This is a genomic window from Streptomyces sp. CB01201 (assembly GCF_002803085.1).
Taxonomy (GTDB): Bacteria; Actinomycetota; Actinomycetes; order Streptomycetales; family Streptomycetaceae; genus Streptomyces; species Streptomyces hundungensis.
In genome coordinates, this window is sequence record NZ_NNBJ01000003.1 from 406519 (window position 1) to 423854 (window position 17336).

The window sequence follows — 17336 nt, forward strand, 5'->3', positions numbered from 1 at the left end:
CCGCTCACTGAGCGGCGGGGACCAGGACGTTCTCGGTGTGGCGGCCTTCGGCGTAGGCCGCCACGTTCTCCACCGTCGCCTCGACGATCTGGGCCACCGCGTCCTGGGTGTAGTACGCCTGGTGCGAGGTGACCACCACGTTGGGGAACGTCACGAGGCGGGCCAGGGTGTCGTCCTCGACGGCCTCCAGGGACTTGTCGAGGAAGAACAGGCCCGCCTCGGCCTCGTACACATCCAGGCCGACCCCGGCGAAGCGGCCCTTGCGCAGCTCGCCGACCAGCGCGTCCGTGTCGACGAGCCCGCCCCGGCTGGAGTTGACCAGGATCGCGTCGTCCTTCATCGCGGCGAGTTCCTCGCGCCCGACGATGTGGTGGGTCGAGGGCAGCAGCGGTACGTGCAGGCTGATCACGTCGGCGCTCGCGAACAGCTCGTCCTTGTCGACGTACTTCATCCCGAGTTCGACGCAGGCGGGGTTCTGTGCCACGTCCCAGCCGAGCAGGTTCATCCCGAAGCCGTGGGCGATCCGGGTGAACGCCTCGCCGATCTTGCCGGTGCCGAGCACCCCGACGGTGCGGCCCCGCAGATCGCGGCCGAGCAGTCCGTCCAGGCGGAAGTCGAAGTCGCGGGTGCGGTTGGAGGCCCGCACGATGCGGCGGTTCACCGCCATCGCCAGGGTCCAGGCGAATTCCGCGACCGAGTACGGCGAGTAGTAGGACACCCGGGCGACGGTGAGCCCCAGGCGGGCGGCCACGTCCAGGTCGATGTTGTTGAAGCCGGTGGAGCGCTGGGCGATCATCTGCGTGCCGCCGACGGCCAGGCTCTGGAGCACCTGGGCGTTGAGGTTGGCGTTGACGCTGGTGGAGATCACCTCGTACCCGGTGGCGATCGGCGCGGTGTCCTCGGTCAGGAAGACGTCCAGGCAGCGGACCTCGTGGCGGCCCTCGAAGGCCTTCTCGATCAGCGGCTTCTCGTCGGCCTGCACGCCGAATGCCAGGATTTCCACGACTCTCCCCTTCAGGGCGCTCTCTGGCGTTCGCGCCAGATATGAGGGCTATGGGCCGGATATCGCGAATATACGGCCCACAGCCCCGCCCCGCCCGGCCTGCCGACCCGGGTCGGCCCGGGACGGCAGGGGTCGGACCGAATCGACGGACTCAGCCGAAGAAGACGCCCACCTCGGCGTAGAGCGCCGGGTCCACGGTCTTCAGCTTCGCGGTGGCCTCCGAGATCGGCACCCGCACGATGTCCGTGCCGCGCAGCGCGACCATCTTGCCGAAGTCCCCGTCGCGCACCGCCTCGATGGCGTGCAGCCCGAAGCGGGTCGCCAGCCACCGGTCGAACGCGCTCGGGGTGCCGCCGCGCTGCACATGGCCGAGGACGGTGGTCCTGGCCTCCTTGCCGGTGCGCTTCTCGATCTCCTTCGCCAGCCACTCGCCGACGCCGGAGAGCCGGACGTGCCCGAACGAGTCGAGCGTGCCGTCCTTGAGCACCATCTCGCCGTCCTTGGGCATGGCACCCTCGGCGATGCAGACGATCGGCGCGTACGAGGCCTTGAAGCGGGAGGTGACCCAGTGGCAGACCTGGTCGACGTCGAAGCGCTGCTCGGGGATGAGGATGACGTTGGCGCCGCCGGCCAGGCCGGAGTGCAGGGCGATCCAGCCCGCGTGCCGGCCCATGACCTCGACGACCAGGACCCGCATGTGGGACTCGGCCGTGGTGTGCAGCCGGTCGATGGCCTCGGTCGCGATGCCGACGGCGGTGTTGAAGCCGAAGGTGTAGTCGGTGGCGGACAGGTCGTTGTCGATCGTCTTGGGTACGCCGACGCAGTTGATGCCGTACTCGTCGCTGAGCCGGGCCGCGACACCCAGGGTGTCCTCGCCGCCGATCGCGATCACGGCGTCGATCTCGTACTTGGTGAGGTTCTCCTTGATGCGGCGGACGCCGTGCTCCGCCTTGAGGGGGTTGGTGCGCGAGGAGCCGAGGATGGTGCCGCCGCGCGGCAGGATGCCGCGCACCGCCGGGATGTCGAGCTTGACGGTGTCGCCCTCAAGGGGCCCGCGCCAGCCGTCCTTGAACCCGGTGAACTCGTAGCCGTACTCCTGCACACCCTTGCGGACGATGCCCCGGATGACGGCGTTGAGCCCGGGGCAGTCACCGCCTCCGGTCAGTACTCCGACCCGCATGGAATGGTCCCTTCACCTGGGAGTGACGTACGCGGTCCACGCTAGTGGTGACGTACGTCACTCCGGGATGGGGCGAAAGGTCAATTCCCTTCACAGGAAAGGGAGTTGATTGAGCGTCGTTCACTCGTACGGGGGATGGCTCGCTCAGGCGTCGTCCAGGCCGCGCTCGATCGCGTACCGCACCAGCTCCACCCGGTTGTGCAACTGGAGCTTGCCCAGGGTGTTCTGGACGTGGTTCTGCACGGTGCGGTGCGAGATGACCAGGCGCTCGGCTATCTGCTTGTAGCTCAGGCCCTTGGCGACCAGGCGCAGCACCTCGGTCTCGCGCTCGGTGAGCTGCGGGGCCTTGGGCTCGTCCGCGGCGGCGGGCGCCGGGTCACTGGCCAGCCTGCGGTACTCGCCGAGGACGAGACCGGCCAGGCCCGGGGTGAACACCGGGTCACCCACGGCGGTACGACGCACGGCGTCGATCAGCTCCTCGGCGCCGGCCGACTTGAGGAGGTAGCCGAGCGCGCCGGACTTCACCGCTTCCAGGACGTCCGCGTGCTCGCCCGACGCGGACAGGACGAGCACCCGCAACGCCGGGTTGGCGGCGACCAGTTCCTTGCAGACCTGGGCGCCGGACAGGCCCGGCAGGTTGAGGTCGAGGACCAGGACGTCGGGCGCCGCGGCCTGGGCGCGGCGGACCGCCTGCGGCCCGTCGCCGGCGGTGGCCACGACGTCGAACCCGGCGGCCGCGAGGTCACGGGCGACCGCGTCGCGCCACATCGGGTGGTCGTCGACCACCATCACCTTCACCGCCGCGTCCGCCCGTTCCCCGTGCTGTTCCGTCATCCGTGCCGTCCTGCCTTCCCCCGTGGAACCTTCAGTTCGACTTCCGTGCCCTGGCCCGGCACGGAGACCAGCTCCGCGGTGCCGCCCAGGTCGCGCAGCCGGCCCCGGATCGAGAGGGCGACGCCCAGGCGCCCCTCCCCCTCGGCCTGGTCGAGCCGGCCCGGCGGGATTCCGGGCCCGTCGTCCCGTACCGTCACGATCACTTCGTCCCCCCAGTCCTCGATCAGGATCCAGGCCTGCGCCGAATCCCCCGCGTGCCTACGGACATTGTCCAGGGCGGCACTGACAGCGGCCGCCAACTCCCCGGCCGCGACGGGTGCGAGCGGGACCGGGGCGCCCGGCTCGGCGAAGGAGACCTTCGATCCGGCGTGCCGGGCGAGCAGCGAGCGCAGGTCGACCGAGCCCGTCCCGCCCGGCTCGTCGTCGACCTCCACCGCCCTTACGACGGCGCCGTTGGCGACGTCCTCGGAGGCGCGGGTGGGCGGCACCAGGCCGCTGGAGACCAGGGTGCGCAGCGCGACCTCCTGCTCGCCCGCCATCCGGCCGAGCTCCGCGGCCTCGCCGCCGAGCGCGCTGCCGCGGCGCTGCACCATGGCGAGGACCTGGAGCACGCTGTCGTGGATGTCCCGGGCCAGGCGCTCGCGCTCGCGGGTGGCCGCCTCGATCTCCAGCGCGCGGGCGAGCGTCGCCTCGCTGGCCCGGGCCACCTCGACGATGTAGCCGATCGCGATGGAGGCGATCCACACCAGGAGCACGTTGTGGAAGGTGTCCCGGGTGGGGTGGGCGCGCTCCACGATGTTGGCGACGGCCACCAGCGAGGAGGCGAAGGCGGCCCAGCGCCAGCCCCCCTTGATCGCGAAGGCGAGCACGGCCCCGGCCGTCGCTATCGTCGGCAGCGTCGGGCCGTCGACGTGCTGCGCGTCCATGTCGGCGAGCGGGGTCAGCAGGATGCCGGTGAGCACCACGGTGAGGTCGGCGACGAGGAAGCGCTTGGTGCAGGCGGCCGCGTTCGCGACCCGGGGCAGCGTCGCGAAGTTCCACACCACGAGCACCGCCAGGTACCCGATGCCGACCCAGGGCCGCTCGAACTTCTCGTAGCCGCTGGCGAAGATCGCGAGCGCGTAGAGCGTGGTGAGCACCCGGTAGCCGGTCAGCGCCCGCCACAGCGGCAGCTCCACCGACATCCGTACGACACGTTCGCGCTTGGCCATCTCCCCCACCCCTGACCGGCCCCCCGGACCGGACGCCTAGGCTCCGGGCTGTTCCGCCCGCTTGGCCTGCTCGGCCTCCCGGGCCCGCTCCGCCTTCTCGGCGGCCTTCTGCTCGTCCGCGACGCGCTTGGCCTCGTCGGCGATCTGCCGCTTGGCGGCGGTCGCGTAGATGTCGACGTACTCCTGGCCGGAGAGCTTCATGATCTCGTACATGACCTCGTCGGTCACCGAGCGCAGGATGAAGCGGTCGCCCTCCATGCCCTGGTAGCGGCTGAAGTCGAGCGGCTTGCCGATCCGGATGCCGGGGCGCATCAGCTTCGGCACCACCTTGCCGGGCGGCTGGATCTTCTCGGTGTCGATCATCGCGACCGGGATCACGGGGGCGCCGGTGGCCAGTGCGACCCGGGCCAGGCCGCCCGGCTTGCCGCGGTAGAGGCGGCCGTCGGGCGAGCGGGTGCCCTCCGGGTAGATGCCGAAGAGGCCGCCGGCCTTGATGACGTCGATGCCGGCGTTGATCGCGGCCTCGCCGGCCCCGCGGGCGCCCGAGCGGTCCACCGGGAGCTGGCCGACGCCCTTGAAGAACGCGGCGGTCAGCTTGCCCTTGACCCCGGGCGAGGTGAAGTACTCGGCCTTCGCGATGAAGGTGACCTTGCGGTCCAGGACGGCCGGGAGGAAGAAGGAGTCCGAGAACGAGAGGTGGTTGCTCGCGAGGATCGCCGGACCCTCGGCGGGGATGTTCTCCAGGCCCTCCACCCACGGCCTGAAGGCGAGCTTCAGCGAGCCGCCGATGGAGAACTTCATAGCGCCGTAGATCAACTCGGATGCCTTCCTGTGCTTGTCGAACAGACCTTAACCCGTGCCGGGCCCGGCCTCCCGCGCGACGGCCCTGGTCGGTGTCGGTCCGGTCGCGTACCGTGAAGTAGGACTCCCCCGCACAACCCCCGCCCCTGCTCATGAACAGGAGACCCCTGGTGCCGGTCCTCCCTGGAGCCGAGCCGTTCCGCCACGAGGGCGGAGAGGTCGGCGTCCTCCTCTGTCACGGTTTCACCGGTTCCCCGCAGTCGATGCGGCCCTGGGCCGACCACCTCGCGGAGCGCGGCCTCACGGTCTCGCTGCCGCTCCTTCCCGGCCACGGCACCCGGTGGCAGGACATGCAGCTCACGGGCTGGCAGGACTGGTACGCGGAGGTGGACCGGGCCCTGCGCGAGCTCCGGGAGCGGTGCACCCAGGTCTTCGTCTTCGGGCTCTCGATGGGCGGCGCCCTGGCGCTGCGGCTCGCCGCGAAGCACGGCGACGCGGTCAGCGGCCTGGTCCTCGTCAACCCGGGCAACAAGGTGCACGGCGCGGCCGCCCACGCGCTGCCCGTGGCCCGGCACTTCGTACGGTCCACGAAGGGCATCGCGAGCGACATCGCCAAGGAGGGCTCCACGGAGGTCGGCTACGACCGGGTGCCGCTACACGCGGCGCACTCGCTGCGCAACTTCTTCAAGCTCGTGGACGGTGAACTGCCGCAGGTGACACAGCCGTTGGTGGTTCTGCACAGCCCCCAGGACCATGTGGTGCCGCCGGTCGACTCGGCCCGGATCCTCAGCCGGGTCTCCTCCACGGACGTCGAGGAGATCCTGCTGGAACAGAGCTACCACGTGGCGACGTTGGACCACGATGCGGAGCGGATCTTCGAGGAGAGCTACTCGTTCATCGGCCGCCTCGCTCCGAGCGTCGGGAAGAAGGGGAGCACGACCGGTGGCTGAGCACGACGCGGACCGCGAACCGCAGCCGATCGACGAAGAGGCTGCCTGGGCGGCGATCGTGGCGGGATACGGCGAGGAACCGGCCGATCCGCCCGGCACCAGACCCTTCAGACCGGTGGAGGACCTGGACCTGGACGTGGCCCTGACCAAGGACGAGCCGGGTCCCGGGACGGGGACCGGGACCGGAGCGGACGGCAAGGGTGGCGGGCCGGCGACACCCGGGCCCGGCTCCGGCGGCGAGCAGGACGCCGGCGAGGGGCCTGACAAGGGGCTCGACAAGAGCGCCGGCGCCGGGTCCGACAGGCCCGCGCTCGGCAGCTCGGTGGTGTTCGCCCCCGGCGTGGGCGGCCCGCGCGACTACTCTCCCGCCGACTCTTCGGACCCCTCCGACCCCTCCGACGAAGGTCACTTCGTGCCGCCCGAGCCGCCGCCGCTGCCGGAGGCGGACGCGGCGGCCAAGTTCGCCTGGCTGGGCGTGATCGGCGGCCCGCTGCTGCTGATCCTCGCCGCGATCTTCGGCTGGGACATCACGTGGTGGCTCACCCTGCTGGGCGTGGGCGGTTTCCTGGGCGGCATCGCGACGCTGTTCGCGCGCATGCAGCCCGATGAGGAGGACGACGATCCGGGGCGCGGCGCGGTGGTGTGACCCGGGTTCGCTGCGCTGGGCTTGCGGAGTGCGGCCCTGCTCCGGCTCCAGGCGTGCCTTTCCCCGCGCCCCTGACCCCGCCTTACGCTGCGGGCCGTGCGCGGTTGCCCGCGGCCCTGACCCTGCTTTCGGCTGCGGGCCGTGCGTGGTTGCTCGCGCAGTTCCTCGCGCCCCTGATGCCGCTTTCGAGCGGGCCCCGCGCAGTTCCCCGCGCCCCTGACCCCACCCTCGTCCGCCGACCGTGGTCGCTCCTCGCGCAGCTCCTCGCGCCCCTGAAAGCCTCGGTGCCGGCCCGCATGGGCAACCCCAGCCCGTCCGGCGATTGAGGACGAGCGCCGTTCAGGCGCGAACGGGGTCCGGGGCGGAGCCCCGGGGGCTCTCCTACGGGTGCGGGCCGTGGGCGGCGCTACCCGCGCAGTTCCCCGCGCCCCTGAAAGACTCGGTGCCGGCCCGCATGGGCAACCCCAGCCCCTCAGGGGGTCGGGGTGGGGAGTCGCAGGGCGGCCAGGACCGGCAGGTGGTCCGTGGCGGTGAGCAGGTCGGCCGGCGCGGCGAGGCCCAACGGCACACCGCAGCCCAGGACTTGGACACCCCGCGTGGCGAAGATCGCGTCGATCCGCTGATGCGGATCACGCGGCGTGGACGTGAACTCGCCACCCCACGGCGCCACTTCATGGCAGTCCTGCAACGCCCCGGCGAGCCGGGCGAAGGCGCGCCCGCCGGGCCGTTCGTTCAGGTCGCCGCCCGCGACCGCGTGCTCCACGCCCATCCCGGCCAGCCGGTCGAGCAGCGCCCCCGCCTGCTCGTACCGCTCGGCCGCCTGAAGGCTGAGGTGGGCGCTGAGCACCCCGAGCCTGGCCCCACCGACACGTACCACCGCGGTCGCGAAGCCGCGCCGGTGCAGCCCGGGGGTGAGCGGGAGCAGCACGTCCTCGGTGCGCTCCACGATCGCCCGCAGGGAGCACAGCAGCATCGGGCCCGCGGCCGTGGCCCCACCGCTCAGGACCACCAGATCGGCCGCCGCCGCGAGGCGGGCCGCGGCCTTGCGCCAGCGGAAGAAGCGGGGCGCCTCCTGGATCAGTACCAGGTCGGGCTCGCAGGCCCGGATCACCCGGGCCAGCGCCGCGTTGTCGTCGCGCATCGAGCGGATGTTGTAGCTGAGGACGCGGATCACGGCCGAGGCGTGGTCGGTCGCGGACGCGGGCAGCCCGTCGGCGGGGGTCGTCATGGTCCACAACGTATGACAGCGCCCGCCGGTCCGGGGAGGACGCGGCGGGCGCTGTCGGTGGTGCGTGCGTGCGTTGCCCGAGGCGCTACATGATCGGGTCGGGCTGGCGGGCGAGGTCGGCCGCGCCGACCAGACCGGCCTTGTTGCCGAGCTGGGCCGCGATCACATCGGCGACCGGGCGCCAGTTCCCGCCGACCAGCCAGCGCCGGTAGGACTTGCGGATCGGGTCGAGCACCAGCTCGCCCTCGTCCGAGAGCCCGCCGCCGACGATGAACGCCGACGGGTCGAAGAGCGAGGCCAGGTCGGCGAGACCCGCGCCCGCCCAGCGCGCCAGTTCGCGGTAGGAGTCGACCGCGACGGGGTCGCCCTGGCGGGCGGCCATCGAGATGTGCTTGCCTTCGATGCCGTCGGGGGTGCCGTCACCGAGCCCGAGCAGGAACTCCGCGCGCTCGGGGGTGGCGTTGGCACGCTGCTTGGCGTAGCGCACCAGGGCCCGGCCGGAGGCGTACTGCTCCCAGCAGCCCTGGCTGCCGCAGCCGCACAGCAGGCCGTCCGGCACCATCCGGATGTGGCCGAACTCGGCGGCCACGCCGAAGTGGCCGCGGCGCAGCTTGTTGCCGATGATGATGCCGCCGCCGAGGCCGGTGCCGAGCGTGATGCAGATGACGTTCCGGTGGCCCTTGCCTGCCCCGAAGCGGTACTCGCCCCAGGCGGCCGCGTTGGCGTCGTTCTCGACGACCACCGGGAGGCCGACGCGCTGCTCGACCTTCTCCTTCAGCGGTTCCTGGCGCCAGTCGATGTTGGGCGCGAAGTAGACGGTGGACCGCTGCCGGTTGACGTAACCGGCGGCTCCGATGCCCACGCCCACGATCTCGTGTCCGGCGCGTGCGCCGTCCACGGCCGAGGCGATCGCGTCCACGATGGCATCGGGCGTGCCGGGCGTCGGCACCTTGTGCGTGGAGAGGATGTTGCCGTCCTCGTCGACCACGCCCGCCGCGATCTTCGTGCCGCCGATATCGACACCGATGGTGAGTCCCATGAATCCCTCAGTTCGGTCGAGCCCCGCTACGGCCAACCGTACCCGAGCCGGGGCGCCGCCCAGCGTGCCGAGCCCCCGTTCGTCCCAGAGGTCGGACGGCGGTCGGCGCTTTGTCCGCACCGGTCCGGGTCCCACGCCTCCCGGCTCCGCGCACGGCCGGCCGCGGGCCGGATCTCAGTCGTCGAGGTCGATGTGCTCGGTGGGGCCCGGCCCCTCGTCGCGCTTGCGGTCGTCGTCGGACGTCCAGCGGCGCTCGTGGCCCTCGACGGCCGAACGGTAGGCGGCGAGCAGCTCGCCGCCGGCCGCGGCGAGGTGGTCGAACACCTCGGGGTTGCGCTCGATGACGGGCTCGACGGCCGACTTCGCCTGGCTGATCAGCTGCTGCACGGCACCCTGGGCCGCCATCCCGGACAGCCCGGCGGGCCCCTCGAAGAGGCCGGACACCTTGTCGGTGACGGCTTCGAACAGCTTGCGCAGTTCCTCGGCGGCGGAGCCCGGTGGCGTTCCGTACTGCTCGCGGCGGCGCGCCTTCTCGGCGGCCAGGTCCTCTGCGCAGGCGTCGGCCCAGGCATCCGCGTCGGGTGCGGGGCGCTCGGTGGCTTCGCTCATGGCCAACTCCAGCGGCTGGTTTTCCTACGGGTCTGTTTCCTTCGACGTTACCCGAACGGGGGTACCCCGTTCAGCGGCCGCGAGGCCACAGCTCGGGATCGGGCGCGAACCGGACGTCCAGGACGCCGTCGTTGAGCCCGGCCCCGGTGACGGTGCAGCGGCGCAGCGCGGAGGGCAGCGGCACGATCCGGCGGAACGGGCCGACGGTGAGCAGGAGTTCGTCACCGCGCCGCACCAGCGCGAGCCCGTCCTTGACGGCGCCGGGCAGGGGCAGGCTCCACACCAGGACGTCGTCCTCGGCCAGCCGGTCCTCGATCTCCCACCGCGGGGCCGGGGCGGCAGCCGGGCCGGGGCCCATGACCAGGCGCTCCAGGTCGTCGTCGCCGCGCGGATCGCGTCCCAGGTGGGCCACCTCGCGCAGCACGGGGAACTCCTGCGCCAGCTCGTCCAGGTACTTGCGCTGCTGGGCGACCAGTCCGGCCAGCCAGGGATCGGGGGTCTCGGCGGGCAGCAGCCGGTTGGCGATCACCGCGTCGAGGGCGAGCCCGTGCACGGCGACGCCGAGCCGGGCGGTGCGCAGGGCTTCGGCGGCGGCGGGGCCCGGGTCCGCGACCAGCCGTACGGTCGTGCCCGGGTCCTCGACGACGGCCTGGACGGCGGCCAGTTCGAGGTCCCAGCGGGCCGCGGTCTCGTACAGCCACTGCGCGGGCATCGGCACCCCGGCGAGCTGGGCGAGGACCGGGCGCAGCGAGCGGGCGGCCTGGCGCTCGGGCGGGAGCAGCCGGCGCAGATAGCGGCGCAGCTGCTCGGGCAGGGCGAGGGTCGCGAGCGCCCGGTCGGCCGGCGGGAGGTCGACGACGAGCAGGTCCGGCCGGTCGGCCGCGGCCTCGCGCAGGGCGCTGAGCAGGGCGAGCTGTTCGGCGCCGGGGAGTTCGGTCAGCTCCTCGGCGTCCAGGCGGGAGGCGCCGAGGAGGTCGAGGGCGGCGCCCGCGCGGTCCTGGAAGGCGAGGAGTTCGGCGCGGAAGTGGGCCGCCGAATCGATTCGCCGGACGGTGACCCCGTCGAGTTCACCGGGCAGCCGGTCCGAGGTCAGCAGGGTGACCCGGGTACCGCGGCGGGCCTCGGCGAGCGCGGTCGCCGCCGCGATGGTGGTGCGGCCCGCGCCGCCGGGGCCGGTGACCAGGACCGTACGCACGGCTAGAGCTTCTCGGCCCCGTCGGCGGAACCGGTCGCGGCCTCACCCGGACCGCTCTCGACGCGCTTCTTCAGACCGGCGAGGGCGCGGTCGATGATGACCTTCTCCGCCTTGCGCTTGATCATGCCGAGCATCGGGATCTTGACATCGACGGTCAGCCGGTAGGTGACCTCGGTCCGGCCGCCGGGGGCGTCGACGAGGGTGTACGAGCCGTCGAGGGTGCGCAGCATCTGGGACTTGACCAGGGTCCAGCTGACGGTGTTGCCCTGCCAGGTGTAGGCGAGGGTGTGGTCGTCCTTGATGGCGCCCGCGTCGAGCAGCAGCCGCACCTTCTCGGCGTGCCCCTGGGCGTCGGTGGCGAGCACCTCGGCCTCCTTCACCTCGCCGGTCCACTCCGGGTAGCGGGCGAAGTCCGCGATCACCCCCATGACGTCGGCGGGGGCCGCCTCGATGGTGATAGACGAGCTGGTGTGTTCCGCCATCGTCGTGGCTCCTCCAGTGCGCGGTCCGGTGGGTCTGGGTCTCCCCGCCCGGCGCGGCCGGCAGCGGTGGAGGTGCCCGTGCAGGCTATCGCGTACGGGCCGGTCGCCGGTCCAGTGGCCTGATCACCACTCCAGGGCGAACGGCCGGGAGGTGGCCGCGAAGTGGCCGACGTTGACGCACTCGGTGCGCCCGATCCGCATCCGCCGGGCCAGCGGCTGGTGCACGTGGCCGAAGAGGGAGTAGCGGGGCCGGGTCTTCCGGATGGCCGCGAGCAGGGCGCGCGAGCCGCGCTCGAAGCGGCGGGCGACGGTGTCGTACACCAGCTCCGGAACCTCGGGCGGGATGTGCGTGCAGAGCACGTCGACCTCGCCGAGCGCCTCGACCTTGGCGGCGTACTCCTCGTCGGAGATTTCATAGGGCGTTCGCATCGCCGTGCGCAGCCCGCCGCCGACGAAGCCGAAGACCCGCCCGGCTATCTCGATCCGCCGGCCGTCCAGGACGGTGGTGCCCGGGCCCGCGTACTGCGACCACAGGGCCGGCATGTCGACATTGCCGTACGTGGCGTACGTCGGGGTGGGGAAGGCGGCGAACAGCTCGGCGTACTGGCGGCGGACCGCGGCCTCGATCGCGGCCTCCCGGTCGAGCCCGGCCCACAGCGACCGTCCCAGCTCGCGCGCCTCGTCGAAACGGCGGGCGGTGCGCAGGGCGACCAGGCGGTCGGCGTTCTCGACGCCGAAGAGGTCGGGGAAGATGCCGCGCGAGTGGTCGGCGTAGTCCAGGAAGAGGACCAGGTCACCGAGGCAGATCAGGGCGTCCGCCCCGTCGCCCGCCCTTGCCAGGCCCTCGGCGTTCCCGTGCACGTCACTGACCACATGAACTCGCATGGGGATCACCCTAGGCCGTCGGACCTGCGGTTACTTCCGAGTCCTGAAAGCGGTGGACTATCGTGCGCGAAGCAGTGTCAAAGATGTGTGACGCACCGAACATCTGGCCGGAACCCCCTATCCGGAACCGCCTACCCATGGGTAACGTCCGGGCAGTCCAGTCGTGCTCGTCAGTTCCGCCCCCCACGGATCCGCCGGGCACCTGCCCGATCTTGGACCGCAGCCGGTGCGTCACACAGAGCCGTGGCACCGGCGCCCGATGAGGAGCAGCAGTCTTGCGCGAGTTCAGCCTTCCGGCCCTGTACGAGGTCCCTTCGGACGGCAACCTGACGGATCTGATCCGCCGCAATGCCGCTCAGCACCCCGATGTCGCGGTGATGGGCCGCAAGATCGCGGGTGCCTGGGCCGATGTCAGCGCCCGCCAGTTCCTCGCCGAGGTTCGTGCCGTCGCCAAGGGCCTGATCGCCACCGGTGTCGAGGCCGGCGACCGGGTGGCCCTGCTCTCGCGCACCCGCTACGAGTGGGTGCTGCTCGACTTCGCGATCTGGAGCGCGGGCGCGGTCACCGTGCCGGTGTACGAGACCAGCTCCCCCGAGCAGATCCAGTGGATCCTCGGCGACTCCGCCGCCACCCTCGCGATCGTCGAGTCCGAGGCACACCGTGCCTCCGTGGCCTCGGTCCAGGACGCGCTGCCCGGCCTCAAGGCGATCCTGAGCATCGAGACGGACGCCGTGGCCGGGCTCACCGCGTCCGGCGCGGACGTCTCCGACGAGCTGCTCGACGCCCGGATGTCCTCCGCGCACGCCGACGACCCGGCGACGATCGTGTACACCTCGGGCACCACCGGCCGCCCCAAGGGCTGTGTGCTGACCCACCGGGCCTTCTTCGCGGAGTGCGGCAACGTGGTGGAGCGGCTCAAGCCGCTCTTCCGCACCGGCGAGTGCTCGGTGCTGCTGTTCCTGCCGGCCGCCCATGTCTTCGGGCGCCTGGTCGAGGTGGCTTCGGTGATGGCGCCGATCAAGCTCGGCTGCGTCCCCGACATCAAGAACCTCACCGATGAACTCGCCTCGTTCCGGCCGACGTTGATCCTCGGGGTGCCGCGCGTCTTCGAGAAGGTCTACAACTCGGCGCGCGCCAAGGCGCAGGCGGACGGCAAGGGCAAGATCTTCGACAAGGCCGCGCACACCGCGATCGCCTACAGCACGGCGCTCAGCACGGACGCGGGGCCGTCGATCGGCCTGAAGATCAAACACAAGGTCTTCGACAAGCTGGTCTTCAGCAAGCTGCGGGCGGTGCTCGGCGGGCGCGGCGAGTACGCGATCTCCGGCGGGGCGCCGCTGGGCGAGCGGCTCGGCCACTTCTTCCGCGGCATCGGCTTCACGGTCCTGGAGGGGTACGGCCTCACCGAGTCCTGCGCCGCGACCGCGTTCAACCCCTGGGACCGGCCGAAGATCGGCACGGTCGGGCAGCCGCTGCCGGGGTCGGTGGTGCGCATCGCCGACGACGGCGAGGTGCTGCTGCACGGCGAGCACCTGTTCCGGGGCTACTGGAACAACGAGGCCGCGACGGCCGAGGCGCTGGCCGACGGCTGGTTCCACACCGGTGACATCGGCACGCTCGACGAGGACGGCTACCTCGCGATCACCGGCCGCAAGAAGGAGATCATCGTGACGGCGGGCGGCAAGAACGTCGCCCCCGCGGTCATCGAGGACCGCATCCGTGCGCACGCGCTGGTCGCGGAGTGCATGGTCGTCGGCGACGGACGCCCGTTCGTGGGCGCGCTGGTCACCCTTGACGAGGAGTTCCTCGGCCGGTGGGCCGAGGAGCACGGCAAGTCCGTTGCCACGGTGGCCGCGCTGCGCGAGGACGCGGAGCTCCTGGCGGAGGTGCAGCGGGCGGTGGACGACGGGAACGCGGCGGTCTCCAAGGCGGAGTCGGTCCGCAAGTTCCGCGTTCTGGGGGCGCAGTTCACGGAGGAGGCGGGGCACATTACGCCGTCGCTGAAGCTGAAGCGGAATGTTGTGGCGAAGGACTTCGCGGACGAGATCGAGGCGATCTACACCCGCTGAGCCGCAGCGGCCCCGGCCTCGGATACGCCACCCTGCACTCCCGGCCCCCGGGGCTCCGCCCCGGCCCCCGGCCCGTTTGCCCACCCGCCCGCCCCTTGCCCGGGGTTGGTTGGTTTCGGTTCCCCCTGGGGCTCCGCCCCAGGCCCCGATCGCGCCTGAACGGCGCTCGTCCTCAAACGCCGGACGGGCTGAGGATGCCCGATGCGGGCCAGCACCGAAGCATTCGGGGCCACCTACAGGGGCGCGGGGAACGGCCCGAGCAACCACACACGGCCCGCACCCGAAAGCGCCCCCAGGGGCGCGGGGAACTGCGCGACCAGCCACGCACGGCGGACGGACAAAAACGGGATCAGGGGCGCCAGGAACGGCGCGAGCAACCACACACGGCCCGCACCCGAAAGCGGCCCCAGGGGCGCGGAGAACTGCGCGACCAGCCACGCACGGCGGACGGACAAGAACGGGATCAGGGGCGCGGGGAACTGCGCGAACGGCCCCCGCGGCCCGCGGAGGAAGGCCGGTTTCAAGGGGCGCGGGGAACTGCGCAAAGGCTCGCAACCGGCCCGCACCCATCCACGCACCCCACGCACCCACGCACCCACGCACCCCAGGGGAAAGCACGCACCCCCAGGGGAAAGGGGGTTAAAGCAGACCCCGGAGCTTCTCCGCCAGAAGGTCCCAGCGCCATTTCTCCTCGACCCAGGCCCGCCCCCGCTCCCCCATCCGCTCCCGAAGGCCGGGATCCTGCAACAGGGTCACGATCCGCTCGGCCGCGTCCCCGGGGGAGTCACCCCGGACGACCCAGCCCGTCTCGCCGTCGAGGACGGCGTCCGGCGCGCCCCCGGAGTCGCCCGCCACCACCGGCAGTCCCGTCGCGGAAGCCTCCAGGTAGACGATGCCGAGGCCCTCGACGTCCAGGCCGCCGCGCCGCGTGCGGCACGGCATCGCGAAGACGTCCCCCGCCCCGTAGTGCGCGGGCAGCTCCGCCCACGGCACCGCCCCGGTGAAGCGGACGGAGGCGGAGACCCCGGTGTCGGAGGCGAGCTTGCGCAGGTCCGCCTCGTACGGCCCGCCGCCCACGACGAGCAGCACCGCGTCCGGCACCCGTGCCAGGATCGCCGGGAGGGCGCGGATCAGCGTGTCCTGCCCCTTGCGCGGCACGAGTCGCGAGACGCACACCACGACGGGCCGGTCGGTGAGCCCGAGCCGGCTCCGCACCGCGTCGCCGCCCGAGCCGGGGTGGAAGGTCTTCTCGTCGACCCCGGGCGGCAGCTGGACCATGCGGGCCGCGGCCTGCTGGGTGAGCGCGCCCGCGATCCGCGAGCGGGTGTACTCGCCGAGGTAGGTGATCGTGTCCGTGCCCTCGCCGATCCGCCTCAACAGCTGCCGTGCGACGGGGAGTTGGGCCCACCCCGCCTCGTGCCCGTGCGTCGTCGCCACGATCCGCTCCGCACCCGCCCGGCGCAGCGCGGGCCCCATGAGGCCGAGCGGCGCGGCCGCCCCGAACCACACCGAGGAGCAGCCGTGTTCGCGCAGCAGGCCGACCGCGCGCCGGGTGACCCGCGGGGTGGGAAGCAGCATCGTGCTGCGGTCCCGTACGACGGTGAACGGCTGCTCGGCGTCGAACGCCGCCGTCGCCTCCACGCCCTCGCGGCTCCGCTTCCACGTCGAGGCGTACACGACGATCCGCTCCGGATCGAGGCGCAGGGCCATGTTGTGGAGGAACGCCTGGATCCCGCCCGGGCGCGGCGGGAAGTCATTGGTCACGATCAAGGTCTTGTGCATCGCCGCCGACAGTACCGAACCCGGGGCGCGCGGCCGAGGCGAGCCCGCCGGGCGGCGCCGCCGGAACGGAAAGGCCCGGCCCCGCCTTGCCGCCAACACGCCGGGGCACCCGGCATCATGGCTGGCTCCGGCCCCCGAAACGAGGACGAGACGGACATCATGCGCACCTCACGGCGCCCCTTCCCCGTGGCGGTCACCTGGGCCGCGACCCGCTATCTGCTGCTGCTCTGCGTCTTCAAGGTGCTGACCGTTCCCGGCCCGGACGTCACCAGCGACGTCCATGTCATCTACCAGGGCTGGTCGCAGGTGCTGTGGACCGGCACCTATCCACTGGACGACGTGACGTGGCAGTACCCGCCGGCCGCCGCCCTCGCGATCCTCTCCCCCGCCGCGCTGCCGTTCCTGCCGTACGCGTCGGCGTTCTTCGTACTCGTCCTGCTCGCGGACGCGCTGGTCTTCGCGCTCCTGATGTACGCGGGCGGCCGGCCGGGCAAGTCCCTGAACGGGGCCTGGGTGTGGACGCTCGGCGTGCCGCTGCTCGGCCCCACCGCGTACGCCCGTTACGACCTGATGGTGACGGCCGTCGCGGTCGCGGCGCTGCTCGCGGGGGTCCGCCATCCACGGATCCTGGGCGCGCTCGCCGCGTTCGGGGCCCTGCTCAAGGTGTGGCCGGTGCTGCTGCTCGTCCGCGCCCCGCGCCGGGCGTGGGCGGCCGCCGTCGTGACCGCGGCGGCCCTGCTTGCGGCGTGTGTCGCGGCGGCGCCGGGCGCGCTGGCCTTCCTCACCTTCCAGCGCGAGCGCGGCACGGAGGTCGAGTCGCTCGGCGCGCTGGTCTTCCAGGTGGCCCGGCACTTCGGCTGGCAGGGGCGGGTGCAGCTGAACTACGGCTCGGTGGAGTTCCTCGGCCCGTATGTGCCGGTGGTGTCCGCGCTCGCGATGGCCCTGACCGCGCTCGCGTTCGGCTGGCTGCTGCTGTGGCGCCTGCGGGTGCGGGGCCCGGGGCGTCCGAGCACGCCCGCGGACGCGGCCTTCACCGCGGTGCTGCTCTTCACCACGACGAGCCGGGTCATCAGTCCCCAGTACCTGCTGTGGCTGGTCGGCCTCGCCGCGGTGTGCCTGGCCTTCCGCCGCAGCCCGATGACCCGGCCCGCCCAACTGGTCCTGGCCGCCACGGCCGTGACGTTCCTGGAGTTCCCGATCTGGTTCTCCCACGTGGTGAGCGGCGACTGGCTCGGCCTGCTCCTGCTCGCCGTCCGCAACGGCCTGCTCGTCGCGGCCTCGCTCCTCGCCTGCCACCGCCTGTGGCAGTCCACCTCCCGCAGCCGCAACCTGCCCCCGCTGCCCGCTCAGCCCACCCGGGCGATCGCGCCTTCGGCCACCCGCTGACGGAAGACGTGGCTGGCGGAAGCCATCAAGGAGCTG

16 protein-coding genes are annotated in these 17336 nt (G+C 72.4%); 4 read left to right on the forward strand and 12 right to left on the reverse strand.

Annotation, left to right across the window (positions count from 1 at the left end; genetic code table 11):
- Nucleotides 1-4: 4 nt before the first annotated feature.
- The 5 genes from CG740_RS09805 to CG740_RS09825 all read right to left on the reverse strand — a co-directional run bounded on the left by CG740_RS09805 (nucleotide 5) and on the right by CG740_RS09825 (nucleotide 5044).
- Nucleotides 5-1003 (reverse strand): 2-hydroxyacid dehydrogenase, encoded by a 999-nt coding sequence (locus CG740_RS09805; protein WP_100574622.1) that lies wholly within the window; start codon nucleotides 1001-1003, stop codon nucleotides 5-7.
- A gap of 151 nt (nucleotides 1004-1154) precedes the next feature.
- Nucleotides 1155-2183: a 6-phosphofructokinase gene (locus CG740_RS09810; protein ID WP_100574623.1), complete on the reverse strand. Its 1029-nt coding sequence runs from the start codon at nucleotides 2181-2183 to the stop codon at nucleotides 1155-1157.
- A gap of 144 nt (nucleotides 2184-2327) precedes the next feature.
- Nucleotides 2328-3017, reverse strand: a complete 690-nt coding sequence (locus CG740_RS09815) for a response regulator (RefSeq protein ID WP_100574624.1) — start codon at nucleotides 3015-3017, stop codon at nucleotides 2328-2330.
- Nucleotides 3014-4228 (reverse strand): MacS family sensor histidine kinase, encoded by a 1215-nt coding sequence (macS, locus tag CG740_RS09820; protein WP_100574707.1) that lies wholly within the window; start codon nucleotides 4226-4228, stop codon nucleotides 3014-3016. Before macS ends, CG740_RS09815 begins: the two co-directional genes overlap by 4 nt.
- Before the next feature lie 36 nt (nucleotides 4229-4264).
- Nucleotides 4265-5044 (reverse strand): lysophospholipid acyltransferase family protein, encoded by a 780-nt coding sequence (locus tag CG740_RS09825; RefSeq protein ID WP_100574625.1) that lies wholly within the window; start codon nucleotides 5042-5044, stop codon nucleotides 4265-4267.
- 155 nt (nucleotides 5045-5199) lie between these two features.
- Here CG740_RS09825 and CG740_RS09830 point away from each other — a divergent pair, with 155 nt between their 5' ends.
- A complete protein-coding gene (locus CG740_RS09830; protein WP_100574626.1) occupies nucleotides 5200-5979 on the forward strand; it encodes an alpha/beta hydrolase in 780 nt (259 codons plus the stop codon).
- The gene (locus CG740_RS09835; RefSeq protein WP_442802817.1) at nucleotides 5891-6625 is read left to right on the forward strand and encodes a hypothetical protein; all 735 of its coding nucleotides are present in this window, start codon (nucleotides 5891-5893) and stop codon (nucleotides 6623-6625) included. Before CG740_RS09830 ends, CG740_RS09835 begins: the two co-directional genes overlap by 89 nt.
- Before the next feature lie 472 nt (nucleotides 6626-7097).
- Here CG740_RS09835 and CG740_RS09840 read toward each other — a convergent pair whose 3' ends face one another.
- The 6 genes from CG740_RS09840 to CG740_RS09865 all read right to left on the reverse strand — a co-directional run bounded on the left by CG740_RS09840 (nucleotide 7098) and on the right by CG740_RS09865 (nucleotide 12063).
- Nucleotides 7098-7853, reverse strand: coding sequence for an endonuclease/exonuclease/phosphatase family protein (locus CG740_RS09840; RefSeq protein ID WP_100574628.1), 756 nt, complete (start codon nucleotides 7851-7853; stop codon nucleotides 7098-7100).
- A gap of 85 nt (nucleotides 7854-7938) precedes the next feature.
- The gene (locus tag CG740_RS09845) at nucleotides 7939-8892 is read right to left on the reverse strand and encodes an ROK family glucokinase (protein WP_100574629.1); all 954 of its coding nucleotides are present in this window, start codon (nucleotides 8890-8892) and stop codon (nucleotides 7939-7941) included.
- Between the two features lie 174 nt (nucleotides 8893-9066).
- Nucleotides 9067-9501: a DUF5304 domain-containing protein gene (locus tag CG740_RS09850; protein ID WP_100574630.1), complete on the reverse strand. Its 435-nt coding sequence runs from the start codon at nucleotides 9499-9501 to the stop codon at nucleotides 9067-9069.
- 70 nt (nucleotides 9502-9571) lie between these two features.
- A complete protein-coding gene (locus CG740_RS09855) occupies nucleotides 9572-10696 on the reverse strand; it encodes an ArsA family ATPase (RefSeq protein ID WP_100574631.1) in 1125 nt (374 codons plus the stop codon).
- A gap of 2 nt (nucleotides 10697-10698) precedes the next feature.
- Complete coding sequence (locus tag CG740_RS09860) at nucleotides 10699-11178, reverse strand: SRPBCC family protein (RefSeq protein WP_100574632.1); 480 nt, start codon at nucleotides 11176-11178, stop codon at nucleotides 10699-10701.
- A 123-nt stretch (nucleotides 11179-11301) separates the two neighbouring features.
- Nucleotides 11302-12063: a metallophosphoesterase family protein gene (locus tag CG740_RS09865; RefSeq protein ID WP_100574708.1), complete on the reverse strand. Its 762-nt coding sequence runs from the start codon at nucleotides 12061-12063 to the stop codon at nucleotides 11302-11304.
- A gap of 275 nt (nucleotides 12064-12338) precedes the next feature.
- On the opposite strand from CG740_RS09865, the gene CG740_RS09870 reads away from it, so the two are divergent.
- Nucleotides 12339-14132: an AMP-dependent synthetase/ligase gene (locus CG740_RS09870; protein WP_100574633.1), complete on the forward strand. Its 1794-nt coding sequence runs from the start codon at nucleotides 12339-12341 to the stop codon at nucleotides 14130-14132.
- A gap of 639 nt (nucleotides 14133-14771) precedes the next feature.
- On the opposite strand, the gene CG740_RS09880 is transcribed toward CG740_RS09870, so the two are convergent.
- Nucleotides 14772-15914, reverse strand: a complete 1143-nt coding sequence (locus CG740_RS09880; protein WP_100574635.1) for a glycosyltransferase family 4 protein — start codon at nucleotides 15912-15914, stop codon at nucleotides 14772-14774.
- Nucleotides 15915-16073: 159 nt separating this feature from the next.
- Here CG740_RS09880 and CG740_RS09885 point away from each other — a divergent pair, with 159 nt between their 5' ends.
- Complete coding sequence (locus CG740_RS09885; RefSeq protein ID WP_100574636.1) at nucleotides 16074-17300, forward strand: glycosyltransferase 87 family protein; 1227 nt, start codon at nucleotides 16074-16076, stop codon at nucleotides 17298-17300.
- The last annotated feature ends 36 nt before the right edge of the window (nucleotides 17301-17336 follow it).